The 15803-nt window shown below is 65.4% G+C and carries 20 protein-coding genes; 7 read left to right on the top strand and 13 right to left on the bottom strand.

The genetic code is table 11. From position 1 onward, the window contains the following. Positions 1-7: 7 nt before the first annotated feature. The 11 genes from ACIBJI_RS20020 to ACIBJI_RS19970 form a co-directional block, all read right to left on the bottom strand. Positions 8-298, bottom strand: coding sequence for a gas vesicle protein K (locus ACIBJI_RS20020; protein WP_364345843.1), 291 nt, complete (start codon positions 296-298; stop codon positions 8-10). Then, complete coding sequence (locus tag ACIBJI_RS20015) at positions 291-527, bottom strand: gas vesicle protein (protein WP_364345841.1); 237 nt, start codon at positions 525-527, stop codon at positions 291-293. Before ACIBJI_RS20015 ends, ACIBJI_RS20020 begins: the two co-directional genes overlap by 8 nt. Next, positions 524-1318, bottom strand: coding sequence for a GvpL/GvpF family gas vesicle protein (locus tag ACIBJI_RS20010; RefSeq protein WP_364345839.1), 795 nt, complete (start codon positions 1316-1318; stop codon positions 524-526). Before ACIBJI_RS20010 ends, ACIBJI_RS20015 begins: the two co-directional genes overlap by 4 nt. Continuing rightward, complete coding sequence (locus ACIBJI_RS20005; RefSeq protein WP_364345837.1) at positions 1311-1706, bottom strand: gas vesicle protein; 396 nt, start codon at positions 1704-1706, stop codon at positions 1311-1313. The genes ACIBJI_RS20010 and ACIBJI_RS20005 overlap by 8 nt, the downstream gene beginning before the upstream one ends. Next, positions 1703-2029 (bottom strand): gas vesicle protein GvpO, encoded by a 327-nt coding sequence (gvpO, locus tag ACIBJI_RS20000; RefSeq protein ID WP_364346089.1) that lies wholly within the window; start codon positions 2027-2029, stop codon positions 1703-1705. Before gvpO ends, ACIBJI_RS20005 begins: the two co-directional genes overlap by 4 nt. 14 nt (positions 2030-2043) lie before the next feature. Then, entirely contained in the window at positions 2044-2301 is a 258-nt protein-coding gene (locus tag ACIBJI_RS19995; protein ID WP_364345835.1) for a gas vesicle protein GvpG, read from the bottom strand. Between the two features lie 3 nt (positions 2302-2304). Continuing rightward, positions 2305-3063, bottom strand: a complete 759-nt coding sequence (locus tag ACIBJI_RS19990) for a GvpL/GvpF family gas vesicle protein (protein WP_364345833.1) — start codon at positions 3061-3063, stop codon at positions 2305-2307. Further along, on the bottom strand, positions 3063-3473 hold the full coding sequence (gene gvpJ, locus ACIBJI_RS19985) for a gas vesicle protein GvpJ (protein WP_364345831.1): 411 nt from the start codon (positions 3471-3473) through the stop codon (positions 3063-3065). Before gvpJ ends, ACIBJI_RS19990 begins: the two co-directional genes overlap by 1 nt. After that, positions 3470-4612 carry an SRPBCC family protein gene (locus tag ACIBJI_RS19980; protein ID WP_364345829.1) on the bottom strand — a complete coding sequence of 381 codons (1143 nt, stop codon included), beginning with the start codon at positions 4610-4612 and terminating at the stop codon, positions 3470-3472. Before ACIBJI_RS19980 ends, gvpJ begins: the two co-directional genes overlap by 4 nt. Positions 4613-4617: 5 nt before the next feature. After that, on the bottom strand, positions 4618-5322 hold the full coding sequence (locus ACIBJI_RS19975; RefSeq protein ID WP_397085190.1) for a hypothetical protein: 705 nt from the start codon (positions 5320-5322) through the stop codon (positions 4618-4620). Positions 5323-5496: 174 nt separating this feature from the next. Next, a complete protein-coding gene (locus tag ACIBJI_RS19970) occupies positions 5497-5868 on the bottom strand; it encodes a VOC family protein (RefSeq protein WP_364345825.1) in 372 nt (123 codons plus the stop codon). A gap of 87 nt (positions 5869-5955) precedes the next feature. Between ACIBJI_RS19970 and ACIBJI_RS19965 the strand changes: the two genes are divergently transcribed. The 7 genes from ACIBJI_RS19965 to ACIBJI_RS19935 all read left to right on the top strand — a co-directional run bounded on the left by ACIBJI_RS19965 (position 5956) and on the right by ACIBJI_RS19935 (position 13689). Continuing rightward, positions 5956-6447: a MarR family winged helix-turn-helix transcriptional regulator gene (locus ACIBJI_RS19965; RefSeq protein WP_364345823.1), complete on the top strand. Its 492-nt coding sequence runs from the start codon at positions 5956-5958 to the stop codon at positions 6445-6447. A gap of 11 nt (positions 6448-6458) precedes the next feature. Beyond that, positions 6459-7658 carry a helix-turn-helix domain-containing protein gene (locus ACIBJI_RS19960; protein WP_364345821.1) on the top strand — a complete coding sequence of 400 codons (1200 nt, stop codon included), beginning with the start codon at positions 6459-6461 and terminating at the stop codon, positions 7656-7658. 155 nt (positions 7659-7813) lie between these two features. Next, entirely contained in the window at positions 7814-9268 is a 1455-nt protein-coding gene (lpdA, locus tag ACIBJI_RS19955; protein ID WP_364345819.1) for a dihydrolipoyl dehydrogenase, read from the top strand. Between the two features lie 9 nt (positions 9269-9277). Beyond that, positions 9278-10345 carry a pyruvate dehydrogenase (acetyl-transferring) E1 component subunit alpha gene (pdhA, locus tag ACIBJI_RS19950; protein ID WP_364345817.1) on the top strand — a complete coding sequence of 356 codons (1068 nt, stop codon included), beginning with the start codon at positions 9278-9280 and terminating at the stop codon, positions 10343-10345. A 41-nt stretch (positions 10346-10386) separates the two neighbouring features. After that, positions 10387-11370 carry an alpha-ketoacid dehydrogenase subunit beta gene (locus ACIBJI_RS19945; RefSeq protein WP_364345815.1) on the top strand — a complete coding sequence of 328 codons (984 nt, stop codon included), beginning with the start codon at positions 10387-10389 and terminating at the stop codon, positions 11368-11370. An 11-nt stretch (positions 11371-11381) separates the two neighbouring features. After that, positions 11382-12686: a dihydrolipoamide acetyltransferase family protein gene (locus ACIBJI_RS19940; protein ID WP_397085186.1), complete on the top strand. Its 1305-nt coding sequence runs from the start codon at positions 11382-11384 to the stop codon at positions 12684-12686. A gap of 94 nt (positions 12687-12780) precedes the next feature. After that, positions 12781-13689: a bile acid:sodium symporter family protein gene (locus ACIBJI_RS19935; protein ID WP_397085184.1), complete on the top strand. Its 909-nt coding sequence runs from the start codon at positions 12781-12783 to the stop codon at positions 13687-13689. Here ACIBJI_RS19935 and ACIBJI_RS19930 read toward each other — a convergent pair. Both ACIBJI_RS19930 and ACIBJI_RS19925 read right to left on the bottom strand, forming a co-directional pair. Further along, positions 13667-14098, bottom strand: a complete 432-nt coding sequence (locus ACIBJI_RS19930; protein ID WP_364345809.1) for a MarR family transcriptional regulator — start codon at positions 14096-14098, stop codon at positions 13667-13669. The genes ACIBJI_RS19935 and ACIBJI_RS19930 overlap by 23 nt on opposite strands. A 44-nt stretch (positions 14099-14142) precedes the next feature. Beyond that, positions 14143-15774, bottom strand: coding sequence for an MDR family MFS transporter (locus ACIBJI_RS19925; protein ID WP_397085182.1), 1632 nt, complete (start codon positions 15772-15774; stop codon positions 14143-14145). Between the last annotated feature and the right edge of the window lie 29 nt (positions 15775-15803).

Below are 15803 nucleotides of genomic sequence, written 5' to 3'. Positions count from 1 at the left end.
TCACCCCCTAGTCGGGAAGGAGCTTTCCCAAGGGACCCAGGTCGATGTTGAGATCTTCTGGGGTGAGGCCGAAATGGTCGCGCAGCTCGTCCATGCGTTGTTCGAGCAGCATAAGGGTGGTGCCGATGCGTTCGATCTGGGTCTCGGTCAGATCGCCGTCGTCCACGCGCCGCAGAGCCTGCCGTTCCATCAGCTGCCGCAGCAGCTCCACCAGTGTGAGCACGAGCGTGACCAGACCGCGCTCGACGGATTCGGGGTTGGTATCGATACGCGGTGGAATGCCGCCTATTTCAGTCATCTCGGGGCGGTTCCAGTTCAGGGTGTGCCGTCGCGGACTCGACCGAGGAGACAGACAAGCTACTGATGGATGAGATGAGGGCTCGCAGCGAGATCGCGACCAGGTCGACGTCCGCGATGGCCAGTCTGATATCGCCGGAGATGATTACCCCGCCGGCCAGCACTCGGTCCAACAGGTCGACGAGTGCGACCCGGCGCTCGCCGTCGACGCTCTGGTCGGTCGGTCTCATATCGGCTCCTGGTCCACACCGGCGAACGAATAGGGCGGCCACGGACCGGTGATTTCGAGCCGGATGCCGGGAAATTCCTTGCCGAGTTCGTCGACGGTCGCGGCGAAGTCACCGCCGTCGTCGTCATCGACCAGATAGGTGCCGTTGAGCACCATCCAGTCGCGGCGTCCGCTCAGCACCGGATCCGTCGCCGCTTGGCGATGTCCCGCCACGGAGTGTCGAACCAAGCGCGCATGGATCTCCCCGGCCTGCTCTGCCGCGTCGCGCTCCACAGTTGCCTGTGCGGACAGTTCCGCGCGGCGACGGGCCAGATAGGCCGTGCCCCTGCCCTTTTCGGTCCCTGTGCTCGCGGCCTCGGCATCGGCCACGGCGGCGGTGAGGGCTGCGCGGTCGGTATAGGCTTTCACGCCCCACTCGGTGCGTCCGGTCACCAAGGTCAGCGCCGCGATGAAGTCCGCACGCCGCGCATCGAGCAGCTCGCGCACCCGCTCGTCGTCGAGAAAGACAGTGGCCAGACGCAGCGGAACGGTCGGGCCGCGGCGCACCAAGGTCGACACGACGGCGTCGTGTGCCCGAGCCGTCGCCGCCAGCCAGTCCAGATCCTCGAAGTTCTGCCGTAGTGGTTGGTCCCCGAATACCGCGAGCGGCACCGATCCGACGAACGCCGCCAGCGCATCCGACACCACCGTGCGTACCACCTCGCCCGCCACGCCCGTGGTCGAGCCGGCTCCCGCCGCGGCGTCCGTTGCGCGCGTCACCGCGTACAGCCAGACGCCGACCTCGTCAGTCACGCCGCCTCGATTCCTTGGGTTCACGGCGGCGTTCGATAGATTGCGGGACCTCGCGTGCGGCTTCTAGTTCGGCGATCCGGTCACGCAGTTCCCGGTTCTCCAGTTCGAGGTCGTGATCCTGCCGCTCGAGTGTGCGGGCCTTGCTGTTGAGCCAGGGATCGGTCTCCCACCAGTCGATGCCCACCGCCTTGGCCGTCTCCAACGACGCGATGACCAGTCGCAGCTTGATCGTGAGCAGTTCGATGTCGAGCAGATTCACCTGAATGTCGCCAGCGATCACCAAGCCCTTGTCGAGCACCCGTTCGAGGATGTCGGCGAGATTCGTCGACTGATGTCCGCCTCCGAACGGCTGCGGTGCGGACGATTCGCCTCCTGGGACCACCGTCATCGTCGATCTCTTCGGCCGATATCGGTGCTGCCGCGCGTGTAGCGTCTGGTTCTGCGGTAGGCCAGCAGATTTCCGTCCAAATCGAGCTCGAGCTCGTAGAGCGCCAACATGTCCCCCGATGACGGGATACGGCGATCCTCGAGGACCTCCATCTCTACCAGCCATCCGTCCTCGATCGGCTCCATGGAGGTGACTCCCTCCACATGCTTCGAGGTCAGTTCCACGAGGATCTCGATCGCCGCGGCCGAGGCCTGCGCCGCGGTGATGGGGGGCGGTTCGTCCGGCGCCGCGTCGACATCCTCGGGGTTTTCCGGAGTGGTCATGCGTGCCACGCGAATCACTCCTTCCGTTTGGTCGCCGTCGCGTCGTCCGAGGACGGGAGTGTGCGATCGAGGACGGCTTGCTGCGCTTGTTTCCGCTCTTCTTCGGACAGGCGACCGGCCGCGGCGGCCTCATCGATCTCCTCGAGTTCGCGCCGCACTGCCGCGGGACTTTGTAGCTGCTGCTCTACCTGGTCCTGGATCAGTTCGCCCAGCCAGATCACGCCGCGCACCGGTGCGAGCGGCAACGACAAGATCGCTGAGACCAGACCCATGGTTCAGCTCTCGGGTGCCTGCTTGGTCACGAAATCGTAGGCTGCCATCGGTCCGAGCAGGGTCAGTTCGACCCGGTCGTCCCAGTCCCTGGCGAGCCGGCGCAACACATCCTCCAGATCGCCTTGCCGACTCGTGTCGACCAGAACCGCGACGTGCACGGCGTCCTCCTCGTGGGTGGGCTGGCGCTGGTTGACGAGCGGGTCGAATTCCTCGAGTTCGGAAATCACCCTGCGGGTGTCCTCGGCGCGTTTGGCTTCGATCGCCTGATTGATCATTTCGCCCAGTGCAATCCGGGCATCGCGGGTGGCGTCTTCGGGTTTGTCGTGGATCTCCTCGCGTAGCCGGGCGACTTCGGCGTTCTCGTCGATGAGTTCACGCAGCACGGCATTCTCGACGTAGCGTCCCTTGATCACGAACTGCGCACGACCCTCCAGTTCCGCCAGCGCGGCACGGAACTCGTCCTCGTGTTCCCCGAGCAGCTCGTTCTCCACCGCCTCCGCATCGGTCATCACCGCGCCGAAGCGCAGCGGCAGCACCGGAACGACGGCCGCCGACTCGTCCAGTAACTTGGCGTGCGCGGCGAGGTCATCGGGATCGCCGAGCCGGCGATCGGTGGCGACGTCACTGACCAGGGCGGCGATCTCGCCGTGTCGCACCACTGCGACATCGCCGGGGGGATCGCCGACACCACTGGCATGCGGCTGCGGCTCCACATCCGCGGGGACGATTCCGTAGACGTATAGGGCGTGGTCGGTAGCCATTATTCCTCCCTGCGCCGCGAAGACCGGGGTGCTGTTTGGCGCTTGTCCTCGACGTCGTCGAGGAAGCCCTTGACCTTCTCGCCCGCCGCTTCGAGCGCACCCTTGGTCTTGTGCTTGCTCGCGCCCTCGGTAACGTCGCCGACGATATCGGTCAAGCCCTTGGGTTCACTGGTGGAAATTTCGAGTCGGTTGACGGCCTCGGCAAAGCGCAGATACGTGTCGACGCTGGCAACGACGACGCGGGCGTCGACGGTCACCAGTTCGATGCCGACCAACGAAACGCGCGCGAACGCGTCGATGACCAGCCCTTTGTCCAGAATCGTGTCCACAACGTCGGCAAGGCTGGAGGAATTCGGGCGCGCCATCGTGCCGGCTCCACCACCGCCACCGCCTGCGGGTTCGATCGTCATGTTCGTGCTCTCCTCTCGCTCGACCGGCGAGCTGCCGTGGTGCGGCGCTGCGAGCCCGATCGACGACGGGGCGGCGCGGGCGCGGTCTGCTCGTCCTCGTCTTGCTCGTCCTCGTCGTACTCGTCGGACTCGTCTTTCCGTTCCTTTTCGTCTCGATCTTCGTTGTCCGCGGTTTCGGCCTCGGCGCTCTCGTCCTGTTCCTCGCGCCGCGCGGTCTCGTCGTCCTTGACGACCTTGCTGTCGTGGATCTCGCCGTGCCAGCCCATGACGTCGTCGGGATGCAGCACAGCCTCGGTCATGACGTGCCGCTCGAATTGCTTCAGTTCCAGGCGGCATCGGCGACCGGCCGCGCGCCACAGGTTGGCTGTCTTCTCGAAGACTCCGTGGGGTCGGTACTCGAGCACCACGATGATGCGGGTGAGATCCGGCGTGATCTCGTGGAAGCTCACCGCCCCGTCGATGTAGCCCTTGGCGCCTGAGGAACGCCAGACAATTCGCTCGAAGGGCACCTGCTCGAGGATCGTGGATTTCCAAGTCCGCCTGGACCAGAACACCTTGCCGGTCCAGGTGAGTTTCTCGTCGGCGACCTGCTCGACCTGCTCGACCTTCTTGGTGAACTTCGGAAAGTCCGCGAACTGGGTCCACTGGTCGTAGGCAAGGTCGATCGGGACGCCGAGATCGAGCTGCTCGACGATATTGGTCGCTTTGCGCTCCTTGCCACCCCCATTGCCTTTGCCGCCGGTCATGGACTCCTTGACCGATTCGAAGTTGTCGCGAACGGAGTGCTTCACCTTCTCCATGCCCGCACTCATCGTCGCTCGCAGCGGCGAGGCGCCTTGGCTGAGTTTTTCCACTCCCGTTATCGCCGAAAGCAGATTTCCCCCACCGTCTTCCGCGTATTGATTAAGCCGGTCGGCGGTCTTCGATACCGTGCCCGAGAGCCCGGAGACCGCGCGTTCAGCCAGGGTTGCGGTGAGATTCTGCACCGATTGCTGCAAGGCGCTGGTCGGGACGGCTTTTTGGGTTTTCCGCTGGATGGTCGATCCCGCACGGGTGGCGGCTTTAGTAGCCCGCCCCGTGGAGTCGGCGGCCTTCTTGCCGACTCCGGTTGTCGCATCACGCAGTGTTCTGGCCGCCATCGGCCTCATCTCCTCGTGCGTCGCACGGGCGCTTCGTCGGATTCGTCGGTATCGACGCGACTACGGCGTCGGCGGGCCGAGGGCGCCTTACGCTCGGCGGAGCGGGGCGCACGGTCCGAGGTCCGAGAGCCCGTCCCACGGGCGGCGGTCCGCGTCCGTCGTGCCCGGGGCCGCGCGCTGGTCTGCTCGGAGTCCTCGTCGTACTCGTCTCGGGTTCGGCCGGAATCGTCCTCGTCGTAGGCGTCCTCGTCGTCTTCGTCCTCGGCGGGTTCTTCCTCAGCCGATTCGCCCTCGGGCCGTTCGTCCTCGGCCAATTCGTCCTCGGGCCGTTCTTCCTCGGCCAATTCGTCCTCGGGCCGTTCTTCCTCGTCTGAATCCGGCTCCTGCGACTCGCCTCGATCCTCCTGCGAGTCGGGTATCGCACGCTGCTGCAACCGGTCGTTGAGCGCGTCGATGCGGTTGCTGGCCGCGGTGACCGCGGCGGAGCGCACAGCGCCCAGCAACTCACCCTTGACGGTATCGGTGATCTGGGTCAGCTCCTGCGACGATTTGAGCAACGATGTCCCCCGCTCGAGCAATTCCCCAGTCATTCCCGTCGACCCCCTCGACATCGCCGCACCCGCCAGCGCCAACGCGAACCGCATCTTGCGCGTGCGCCCCAGCAGGTACCCGACGCCCACCCCTATCGCAATTCTTGCTCCACCTTGCACGGCTCACTCCTTGCTCGCCTCGACATCCGAACGCATCGGCGAAGCCGGGACGTCCGACATACGACGCCCAGAGTGGGATAGATCGGACGCAAAACATTCGGCAACTTCAGCGTATTCCTGGTTACCGGATAGGTCCATGGGTGCGGCCCGCGAAGAGCGGTCGGACTTCGCGGTTCAGGGGACGGCCGTGAACAGTTCGTAGCTGTGGCCATCGGGGTCGCGAACATATACCCCGCGCCCTCCGGCGAGGTGGTTGATATCCCGGTCCCAGCCGTTCTCGGGACCGGAACCGTAATCGACAGCAGGCCAATTCGACAATCGGTGCAGCACTGCGTCGAAGGTTTCGTCATCGACGAGGAACGCGTAGTGCCCTGGTTCGACACTGCCACGGTCGTCGAAGTCGAGAGTCAGATCGTCGTTGACGGTTACCGGCACGAACGGTCCGTTCGGAGCCGACACCGACCGACCCATCAATTCGGCGAAGAACGTGGCCGAGGTCTGCTTGTCGGTCGCGGGCACGATTGTGTGGTTGAGAACGATTGGCATTGCGACCTCCTGTGTTCGACCCGACCCGAGCCAATTTGTATGCGATACGCACATAAATATACGTGTGCATCGCATACAATGTCGAGGGTGAATGTCAGTGCTGCGCGAAATCATGAGACCGCCGAAGGTGGGCCGGCGCTGTTCCGGCTGGTCCGCTTCTGGTCACGGCGCTGGGTCAACCAGGCGCGCACAGATACCGCGGCAGCCCAGGACGACGACATGCGCCAGGTCCAGCACATCCAGGTCGTCGAAGCCGTCACGGCCGGGCTGCGGACTTCCGACGAAGCCACCGTCTCGACAGTCGCCGATCAACTCGGCCTGGACCACTCCGGCGCCAGCCGCATGGTCCGCGACGCCGTCGCGGCGGGCTACCTCACCCGCGTCGACTCCGCCCACGACCGGCGACGAGTGGTCCTGGAACTCACCGACAACGGTCGAGACCTGCTCACCGCATCCCGCGACTGGCAACGCCGATGCTTCGACCGACTGACCGCGTCCTGGCCCGACCGCGACCGCCACCAATTCGCCGCCTACCTGCAACGCCTCGCCGACGAGACCACCCGCAACGGCGCTGAGTAGCGTCGACCGGTATGGCTACACCCCAGCATCCGGTCGCGACGGCGGGTACGCGGAAGTTGGCCGCGGCCTGCCGTGCGGAGATTCCAGTGCTGACCCGGCGGTTGCTGGCGGCGATTTTCACCGATAACCCGGAGTGGACGGATTACACCTCGGTGCCGCGCAAGGAGTTACGAGAAGGCTGTCGGCAATATCTGACCCGGATTTTGGATCTGCTCGGTGGGGCGGCTACCGATCCCGAACACGATGATGTGGCCGCGGCGATCGGTAGGCATCGCGCAGCGCAAGCGGTGCCGTTGGAGGCGATGTTGCGCACATTCCGGCTCGGCGGCGCGATCGTGTGGGAGGCCTTGCTGGACAAGGCCGATGCGATCGACGCCCGGGAAGTCCGCGAGGCCGGCACCGCGATGTGGACGGTGATCGATGGGTTGTCCTCGTCGTTGGTCACCTCCTATCGCAATGCCGAGCTCGAACAAGTGCGCCGCGACGAGCGCCGCAGGCATGCCCTGATCGAGGATCTGCTCGCCGGTCGCGCCCATGATGCGACCTTCGCCGCACGGGTGGCGCGCGAGCTGAACCTGCCCGTCCAGGGTGCGTATCTGGTGGTCGCGGTCCGCGGCGGCGAGGGGCGGCCGCTGCGCACGGGCACCGAAGCCGCGTTGGGCGCGTTGGGGATTCGGTCGGTATGGCATGACCGGGTGGATGCCACGATCGGGCTCGTTTCACTAGCCCGTCACGACAGCGCGACCGTGCTGGCTCATCTTCGTCCCCAGATACGCGGACTGGCCGGTGTCTCGCCGGCTGTCGCGGGACTCGCGGATGTCGATACCGCGCATGCGCTCGCTCTCATAGCGATGCAGACAATGCCCAGGGAGGCAACGGGATTGGTCGCTCTCGACGAGCGTTATCCGGAAGCGCTGCTGGTCCGCTCGCCCGACCTGACCGAGCTGCTGGTCACCCGCACCCTCGGTCCGGTGCTGGCGCTGCCGGTCAAAGAGCGCGACTCACTGCTGCAGACCCTCGCGGTGTGGCTGGCGGAGAACTGCTCGGCGGCCAATGCCGCGCCGCGCCTGCATTGCCACCGCAATACCGTGATCAACCGGCTGCAACGTATCTCGACCCTGCTCGATCGTCCGCTCGAGGGGCAACGCTCCTACCTGGAGCTGTCACTCGCGCTCGCGGCACTCCAACTCGGCGAGTCACACTACCGATAGGCACCGGCGGAATTGGGCGCAGCGCCCATTTTCCAGACCGATTTCCTGGGCTTCGGAGTGATTGTTTGTGCGCAGGGTGGTGACGAGACTCGTCGATGATGACTCGCGCCATACCCGTGTCGAGTCGAAATCGTTCGAGACGAGGAGCACCACGAGTGCCGGACTTCGATCTTCTGGTAGTCGGCGGCGGCCCCGGCGGCTATGTGGCCGCCATCCGCGCGGCCCAGCACGGCTTGACAGTCGCCCTGGTGGAGAAGGAACGGCCGGGCGGGGTCTGCCTGAATTGGGGCTGCATTCCGACCAAGGCCATGTTGCGATCCGCGGAGGTTTTCCAGACTGTCAGCGCCGCAGCGGATTTCGGTATCTACGCCGACAATGTGCGCTTCGACTTCCCGGCCGTGCGCCAGCGCAAGGACGGCATCGTCAAGGAACTCACCGACGGTGTCGCGGGATTGCTCGCGGCCAACGGCGTGACGGTCATCGAGGGCCATGCGCGCTTCATCGATCCCACCACCGTCGAGGTGCACCAGGTGGGTCCCTCCCCCATCGGCCCGGAGGGCCCGCGCTACGCCGCCGCTCCGACCACGCCGATCCGACAGGTCAGTGCGCGTGATGTGATCATCGCGACCGGCTCGGTGCCCGCTCGGCTGCCGATTCCGGGCGCTGATCTGCCGGGCGTGATCACTTCCGATGGCGCGTTCGGGTTGACCGAGGTGCCGAAGCGGCTCGTGATCATCGGCGGCAGCGCGGTCGGCGCCGAATGGGCCAGCCTGTTCGCCACCTTCGGCGCCGAGGTCACGATCGTCGAAATGCAGGACCGGCTCGTTCCCGCGGAAGACGCCGATATCGGGACCGCGCTGGGTCGCTCCTTCAGCAAGCGCGGCATTGCGGTGCTCACCGGTTCGACAGTGAAATCCATTGCACAAGAGTCGAATCGGACACTGCGAGTGTCCGTCGACGGCCAGCGGGCGCGCGAGCTCGATGCCGACGTGGTACTGGTCGGTGTCGGTCGGCGACCCAACACCGCCGACCTGGGCTTGGACATCGCCGCAATCGCCACCGACGACCGCGGATTCATCACTGTCGACGAGCAGCTGCGTACCGGTACCGCGCATGTGTACGCCATCGGCGACGTCACCGGTCGGGCGCTGCTCGCCCACGTGGCCTCCCACCAAGGCCTCACCGCCGCCGACGTGATCGCCGGACGTCAGGCGCATATCGATTACACGGTGATCCCCGCGGCCACCTTCACCCATCCGGAGATCGCCAGCGTCGGACTCACCGAAGCGGCCGCCCGCGCCGCCGGGCACGAGGTGATCACCGCGCGCTTCCCGTTCGCGGCCCTGGGCCGAGCCAAAACCTTCGGCGAGACCGAGGGGTTCGTGAAAATAATCGCCGGGCAACAGCATCAAGAGGTTCTCGGAGTGCACATCATCGGCCCCTCGGCCAGCGACCTGATCACCGAAGGCGCACTGGCGATTTCGCTCGAGGCGACGCTCGACGAGCTGGCCGACACCATCCACGCCCACCCAACCCTCGGCGAGATCGGCATGGAGGCGGCGCTGGCCGGACTCGGACTGCCCGTACACATCGCGCCACGCAAACGCTGAGGAGCCACCGTGACCACGACCACCGCACCCCGGAAATTCACGTCGAAGGCCGCAGCCCGCAAGGCATTCGCCGGCACCGATCCCGACACCCTGCGCAGCTACTTCCGCGACATGCTGTTCGTGCGCCGCTTCGAAGAGCGCACCGCGCAGGGCTACACCCAGGCCAAGATCGGCGGCTACTGCCATCTCAACCTCGGCGAGGAAGCAACCGTCGTCGGACTCGCCGCGGCGATGCGCCCGACCGATTACCTGTTCACCAACTACCGCGAACACGGCTACGCGATCGCCAAAGGCATCGAACCCGGCCGGGTGATGGCCGAGCTGTACGGCCGATCCACCGGCACCTCCAAGGGCTGGGGCGGCTCGATGCATATGTTCGACACCGCGACCCGACTGCTCGGCGGTTACGGCATCGTGGGCGGTCAGTTGCCGCTGGCCGTCGGCGCCGCACTGGCCATCGACTATCGCGGGGGCGACGATGTGGTGGTCTGCCAAATGGGCGACGGCACAACGAATATCGGGGCATTCCACGAGTCGCTGAATATCGCGGCGCTGTGGCATCTGCCCGTGGTGTTCGTGGTGATCAACAACCAGACCGGCATGGGCACCACCGTCGAACAGTCCTCCGCCGAACCCGACCTCTACAAGCGGGCCAGCGCATACCGGATGCGGGGCGAACGAGTCGACGGGACCGATGTACTCGCGGTGCGGGATATCGCCATTGAACTGGTGGAAGCCGCTCGCCGGGAGGGAAAGCCGGCCCTGTTGGAAGCCGTCAGCCACCGACTCAAGGGGCATTCGGTGGTCGATCCCGCGAAATACCGTAGTGCCGAAGCGGTTTCGATCGCGCGCGAATCCGATCCGATCGCGCGGCTACAGCGGGAGCTGATCGCCGCCGGCTTCCTCGACGACGACACCGTTGCCGCTATCGAAGCCGAAGTGGGCGAAGGGGTCGACGCGGCCGTGGCATTCGCCGACGCCAGCCCGCACCCCGAGCCGACGAGCCTGTTCGACTACACCTACGCCACCCCGGTGGCCGGTGAATCTCGACGGCTACCCGCCGATCCGCTGTTCTGAAAACACTTCCCGCGACCGCTGAGGACACCACCGTGCCTGTCATGACCTATCGCGAAGCGCTGCGCGAAACCCTGCGCGAGGAGATGCGTCGCGATGACGACGTCCTACTCATCGGGGAAGAGATCGGCGTCTTCGAGGGCTCCTACAAGATCACCGCCGGACTGCTCGCCGAATTCGGCGACAAGCGGGTCCGCGATACCCCGATCGCGGAAGAGGGATTCGTCGGCGCGGCCATCGGTGCGGCCATGCTCGGCCTGCGCCCCGTCGTGGAACTCATGACGATCAACTTCTCGCTGCTGGCCTTGGACCAGATCGTCAATCACGCGGCCAAGATCTACGGCATGTTCGGCGGACAGACCAGCGTCCCGCTGGTGATCCGCACGCCAGGTGGTGGCGGCCAGCAATTGGGCGCGACGCACTCGCAAAACATCGAGCTGTATTACGCGTTCGTGCCCGGCCTGAAGGTCGTCGCGCCGAGCACTCCGGCCGACGCTCGTGCGCTGCTGCGCGCCGCGATCGAGGACGACGACCCGGTGCTGTTCCTGGAAAACCTCGCCCTCTACAACACCAAAGGCGAAGTGCCCGAGGATCTTCCGCCCGCCCGAATTGGCAAGGCAGCGATCACACGTGCGGGCACCGACATCACACTCATCGGCTACTCGCGAATGGCGACGATCGCCACCCAGGTCGCCGAACGCCTTGCTGCCGAAGGGATCTCGGCCGAGGTCATCGACCTGCGCAGTCTGCGCCCCTTGGATCGCGACACCATTGTCAACTCGGTACGCAAGACCGGCTGCGCCGTGGTGGCCGAAGACGACTGGCTCACCTACGGCATCGGCGCGGAAATCGCCGCCTCCATCTCCGACGGCGCCTTCGACTACCTCGACGCCCCCGTTCGGCGAGTCGCCGCAGCGGAAGTGCCACTGCCCTACGCCAAAACCCTCGAGCAGATCGCGCTGCCGTCCGCCGAATCCCTGTACACCGCCGCCGCGGAGACACTCGCGGCCGTCGGCCGACGCCGCTGAGAGGACATCACATGCCCGACATCATCATGCCCCGCCTGTCCGACACCATGGAGGAAGGCGTCGTCGTCGCCTGGCTCAAGCAGGTCGGCGACAAGATCAGCCGCGGCGATATTCTCGCCGAAATCGAAACCGACAAAGCACTGATGGAACTCGAGGCCTACGAGGACGGCATCCTCGAACAGATTCTCTTCGAGCCGGGCTCACGGGTCCCGATCGGCAACACTATCGCGCTGATCGGCGACGGAACCGGGTCAGCGGCGGGCGGATCGAACTCTGCCGCCGAAAGCGGTGCGGCATCGAGTGATACGGCAAAGGACCGTGCGGCCAGTTTGCCAGCGCAATCGGAACGCACTGGTAGGCAAGATAATCCGATCGAAGCGGGCGGAACTGCGCCCGCCGTTTCGACGACAAGAGGGGTCGGAGCGCACAAGAAGTCCTCACCGCTGGCCCGCAAGATCGCCCGCGAACTCGACGTCGACCTCGCCACCGTAACCGGCACCGGGCCGGGCGGACGGATCACCCGCAACGATGTCGAATCCGCCCACCGCACCATCGCATCCACGCCTGACCTACCGTCAGCAGTCCAGCCCGCGGCATCCGCAACCTCCGCGGCTCCTCCCGCAGGCGACTACGACGAGATCCCGCTCAGCACCATCCAGCAGGTTTCGGCCAAACGTCTCACCGAAAGCAAACAGCAGGCCCCGCACATCTACCTGACCAGCGCAATCGACGTCACCGACCTGCTGGCCTTCCGCGCGGAGATCAACCGCACCCTCGAACAAGCAGGCAAAACCAAGGTCAGCGTCAACGACCTACTCGTCAAGGCGGTCGCCACCACACTGCGCACCGACCCCGCCGTCAACGTCTCCATCGCCGACGACAAACTGCTGCGGCACCGCGGAATTCACCTCGGCATCGCCGTCGCCGCCCCCGCCGGGCTCCTGGTTCCGGTCATCCGCGACGCCGACCGCAAAAGTGTCTCCGAAATCGCCACCGAGACCCGCGACAAAGCCGAACGCGCCCGCGACCGCAAACTCCGCGCCGACGAGATGAGCGGCGGCACCTTCACCATCTCCAACCTCGGCATGTTCGGCATCGAACAATTCACCGCCGTCATCAACCCACCCGAATCCGCCATCCTCGCCGTCGGCGCGGCCAAGGACGAACTGAGCCTCGACAACTCCCAGGTCGTGACCCGCAGCATCCTGCGCGTCACCCTCTCCGCCGACCACCGTGCGATCGACGGCGCCACCGCCGCACGGTTCCTCCAGCAGCTGACCGAAGTCCTGGAACACCCCCTGCGCATCATCACCTGACCGGCCTTCTCGCTGAACGGAAGGACCGGGCCACCTCACCGCCCCAACCGGCTACCGTTTTCCGCGTCCACTCCAACGCGACGAAGGAACACCAGTGAACTCACCGCTCATATCACTGGCTCTGCCACTGGCTTTGGCCGTGATCATGTTCGGACTGGGTCTTTCGCTCAGCGTCGACGATTTCACCCGTACCGCGCGCCAACCCAGGACGGTCGCCACCGCGCTGGTATGTCAACTGCTCGTGCTGCCGGTAATCGCGTTCGGTCTGGTCCTGCTCTTCGATCTGCCGCCGACCCTCGCAGTCGGCATGCTGCTGCTCGCGTCATCGCCCGGCGGCACTACGGCCAACCTGCTCAGTCACCTGTTCGGCGGCGATGTCGCACTCAACGTATCGCTCACGGCTGTCAATTCGGTCATCGCGGTCGGAACAGCACCTCTGATAACGAACTTCGCGATCGACTACTTCGAACCCGAAGCCGGTGCGAGCGGACTCGGTCTGCAGTTCGGCAAGGTGGTCCAGGTATTCGCGATGATCCTGATCCCGGTCATCATCGGCATGCTGGTGCGGCGGCTGTCCGCCGATTTCGCCGACCGGATGGACCGGCCGGTGCGCATCGGGTCGGCGCTGACCCTGGTACTAGTCATAGCCGCGAGCGTGATCAGCGGTGCCGCCGACCTGCCGGGATATCTCCTCGATGTCGGCGCGGTCACCTTTGTTTTCTGCCTGCTCAGCTTGTCGGTGGGCTACTTCGTCCCCCGTTGGCTCGGCGTCGATATCCGGCAGGCGATAGCATGCTCGATGGAGATCGGCATCCACAACAGCGCCATCGCCATCACTATCGCCATCAGCGTTCTCGACAGCACCGAAATAAGCGTGCCCGCAGGGGTTTACGGTGGAATTATGCTGCCGGTCGCGGGCGCTGTCGGTTGGCTCATCACCCGACGACACACCGTGGCTCGGACTGAAGAGGGTGCGGGACTCAATCGCCGAATTCGGCATTGAGGCGGTGTAGGAGTTCGGCGAGTGTTGCCAGGTCGGATTCGGGCCAGCTCGACAGTCGTTCGTGCAGCGCTCGACGGCGAGCCGCGCGGGTGGCGTCGAGCCGCTGTTTGCCGAGCGTGGTCAGTGCGAGCAGCTGGGCGCGACCGTCGTCCGGGTCGGGTTGCCGATCGATGAGTCCGAGTTCCTCGAGTGCCGAAAGTTGGCGGCCGGTAGTGGCTTTCCCGATGCGGAAATAGCTGGCCAAGTCGCTGGGACGGCTGGGGCCGATCGCATCGAGCCGCATCAGGAAAGCGTAGGCGGCGGGTTCGAGACCAGGATGGACGCGTTCGGCGGACTCGAACGAGGTCCTACGGCTGCGCCGCAGCGCCACAATGAGCTGTTCCTCGATCTCGTCGATCGTTTCGTTCACCGTCTTACCCACCTCCACAGCGCCGCGTGAAGCATACGGGTTACTCAGCAGTGGCCGACTCTACTCTCGGACGCGGACCCGGCTGCTTCGACTACGGGGTCGGGGGCAATTGTGGTGCGCAGCGGGACCTCCCGGATGAACAGGACAGCGATCAGCGCGAGCACCGCCAGGGGCGCGGTGTAGAGGAAGGCATCGGCGACGCCGTGTCCGTAGCCGTCTTCCACTACGGAGCGGACCGGAGCCGACAGCGCGGGCAAGCTGGGCAGTCTGCTACTCGAATGTGCGCCGCTGCCGGAGATCCCCAGCCGAGCCAACCCCGATTCTGTGTAGCGGGTGATGCTGTTCGCCATGACCGCCCCCAGTGCGGCAACACCGATCGCTCCGCCGAGAGATCGCATGAATGCGACAGTCGCGCTGGCCGCGCCGATCTCGTGGATGCGCACTTGGTTCTGTACGGCGACTACCAAGTTCTGCATGATCATGCCGACCCCGGCACCGACGCAGAACATGTACATGGCCAGCAGACCGTAGGGTGTGTCGGCGCGCACAGTCCCCAACGTGGTGACACCGACGACCATGAGCACACTGCCGATGACGAGGACGATCTTCCAGCGACCGGTCCGGGAAATCAACCGCCCCGACACGATCGACACGATCGCCAGCCCGAAGATCATCGGCAGAGTGAGCAAGCCGGCCGCGGTCGGTGACGCATCCCGGGCGAGTTGAAAGTACTGGCTGAGGAAGGTGGTGCCGGAGTACATGGCTACACCCGCGACCAGGGATCCGATGACGGCAAGCACGATGGTGCGATTGCCGAACAGGTGCAGCGGGATGATCGGCTCACTGGTCTTCGACTCCGTCAGCAGCAACAGCGCGACCAATACCACGGTGCCACCGAGCATCACGCCGGTCTGCCAGGACAGCCAGGCGTACTTGTCACCGGCGAACGAAACCCAGATCAGTAGCAGCGAGGTGGCGGCGGCCACGAAAAACGCACCGAGCCAGTCCACCGTCGTCTGCCGCTTGACCATCGGCAGGTTCATCGTCTTCTGGAGCACGACCAGTGCGACCGCCGCGATCGGGACGCCGATAAAGAAGCACCACCGCCAGCCCAGCCAGGAAGTATCCACGATGGCACCGCCCACCAGCGGTCCGACGACCGTTCCGACGGCGAACAGACCGCTCATGTATCCGCCGTAGCGACCGCGCTCACGGGGCGAGACCATGACCGCCATGATGGTCTGGGTCAGCGCCGTCATGCCGCCCGCGCCGACACCCTGAATCGTCCGCGCCGCGATCAGCTGTCCCGTGTTGGCCGCCAGGCCCGCGATAATCGAGCCGACGACGAAGATGACCAGGCTGATCTGCACCAGTAGTTTCTTGTCGACCAGATCCGACAGCTTTCCCCAGATGGGAGTGGTCACCGTCATGGCGAGCAGGGTCGCGGTGATCACCCAGCTGTAGGCGGTCTGGCCCGCATGCAGATCCGAGATGATCGTGGGCAGCGCGTTCGCCACGATGGTCGAGGACAGGATTGCGACGAACATGCCGCTCAACAGTCCGGCCAGCGTTTCCATGATCTGACGGTGGGTCATCGGGGTGCTGAGCTCGGGGTGCTTGTTCAGGTTCGGTGCGGCGCTCTGCTGGTCGGCGTCCTGTAATGGCTGCTGCGACATGGCAGGCCTCACTCTCTCGCGGCGCTAGT

Source organism: Nocardia sp. NPDC050408 (genome assembly GCF_044458905.1).
Classification (GTDB): Bacteria; Actinomycetota; Actinomycetes; order Mycobacteriales; family Mycobacteriaceae; genus Nocardia.
This window is presented reverse-complemented; position numbering and strand designations above follow the sequence as displayed.

Bases quoted from the DNA above. Each gene is read 5' to 3' on its own strand.
- ACIBJI_RS20015 (WP_364345841.1), bottom strand. From the start codon at position 527: ATGAGACCGACCGACCAGAGCGTCGACGGCGAGCGCCGGGTCGCACTC.
- ACIBJI_RS19960 (WP_364345821.1), top strand. From the start codon at position 6,459: ATGGCTACACCCCAGCATCCGGTCGCGACGGCGGGTACGCGGAAGTTG.
- ACIBJI_RS19980 (WP_364345829.1), bottom strand. From the start codon at position 4,612: ATGGCGGCCAGAACACTGCGTGATGCGACAACCGGAGTCGGCAAGAAG.
- ACIBJI_RS19940 (WP_397085186.1), top strand. From the start codon at position 11,382: ATGCCCGACATCATCATGCCCCGCCTGTCCGACACCATGGAGGAAGGC.
- ACIBJI_RS19925 (WP_397085182.1), bottom strand. From the start codon at position 15,774: ATGTCGCAGCAGCCATTACAGGACGCCGACCAGCAGAGCGCCGCACCG.
- ACIBJI_RS19990 (WP_364345833.1), bottom strand. From the start codon at position 3,063: ATGGCTACCGACCACGCCCTATACGTCTACGGAATCGTCCCCGCGGAT.
- ACIBJI_RS19995 (WP_364345835.1), bottom strand. From the start codon at position 2,301: ATGGGTCTGGTCTCAGCGATCTTGTCGTTGCCGCTCGCACCGGTGCGC.
- ACIBJI_RS20005 (WP_364345837.1), bottom strand. From the start codon at position 1,706: ATGACGGTGGTCCCAGGAGGCGAATCGTCCGCACCGCAGCCGTTCGGA.
- gvpJ (WP_364345831.1), bottom strand. From the start codon at position 3,473: ATGACGATCGAACCCGCAGGCGGTGGCGGTGGTGGAGCCGGCACGATG.
- ACIBJI_RS20020 (WP_364345843.1), bottom strand. From the start codon at position 298: ATGACTGAAATAGGCGGCATTCCACCGCGTATCGATACCAACCCCGAA.
- gvpO (WP_364346089.1), bottom strand. From the start codon at position 2,029: ATGACCACTCCGGAAAACCCCGAGGATGTCGACGCGGCGCCGGACGAA.
- ACIBJI_RS19970 (WP_364345825.1), bottom strand. From the start codon at position 5,868: ATGCCAATCGTTCTCAACCACACAATCGTGCCCGCGACCGACAAGCAG.
- ACIBJI_RS19945 (WP_364345815.1), top strand. From the start codon at position 10,387: ATGACCTATCGCGAAGCGCTGCGCGAAACCCTGCGCGAGGAGATGCGT.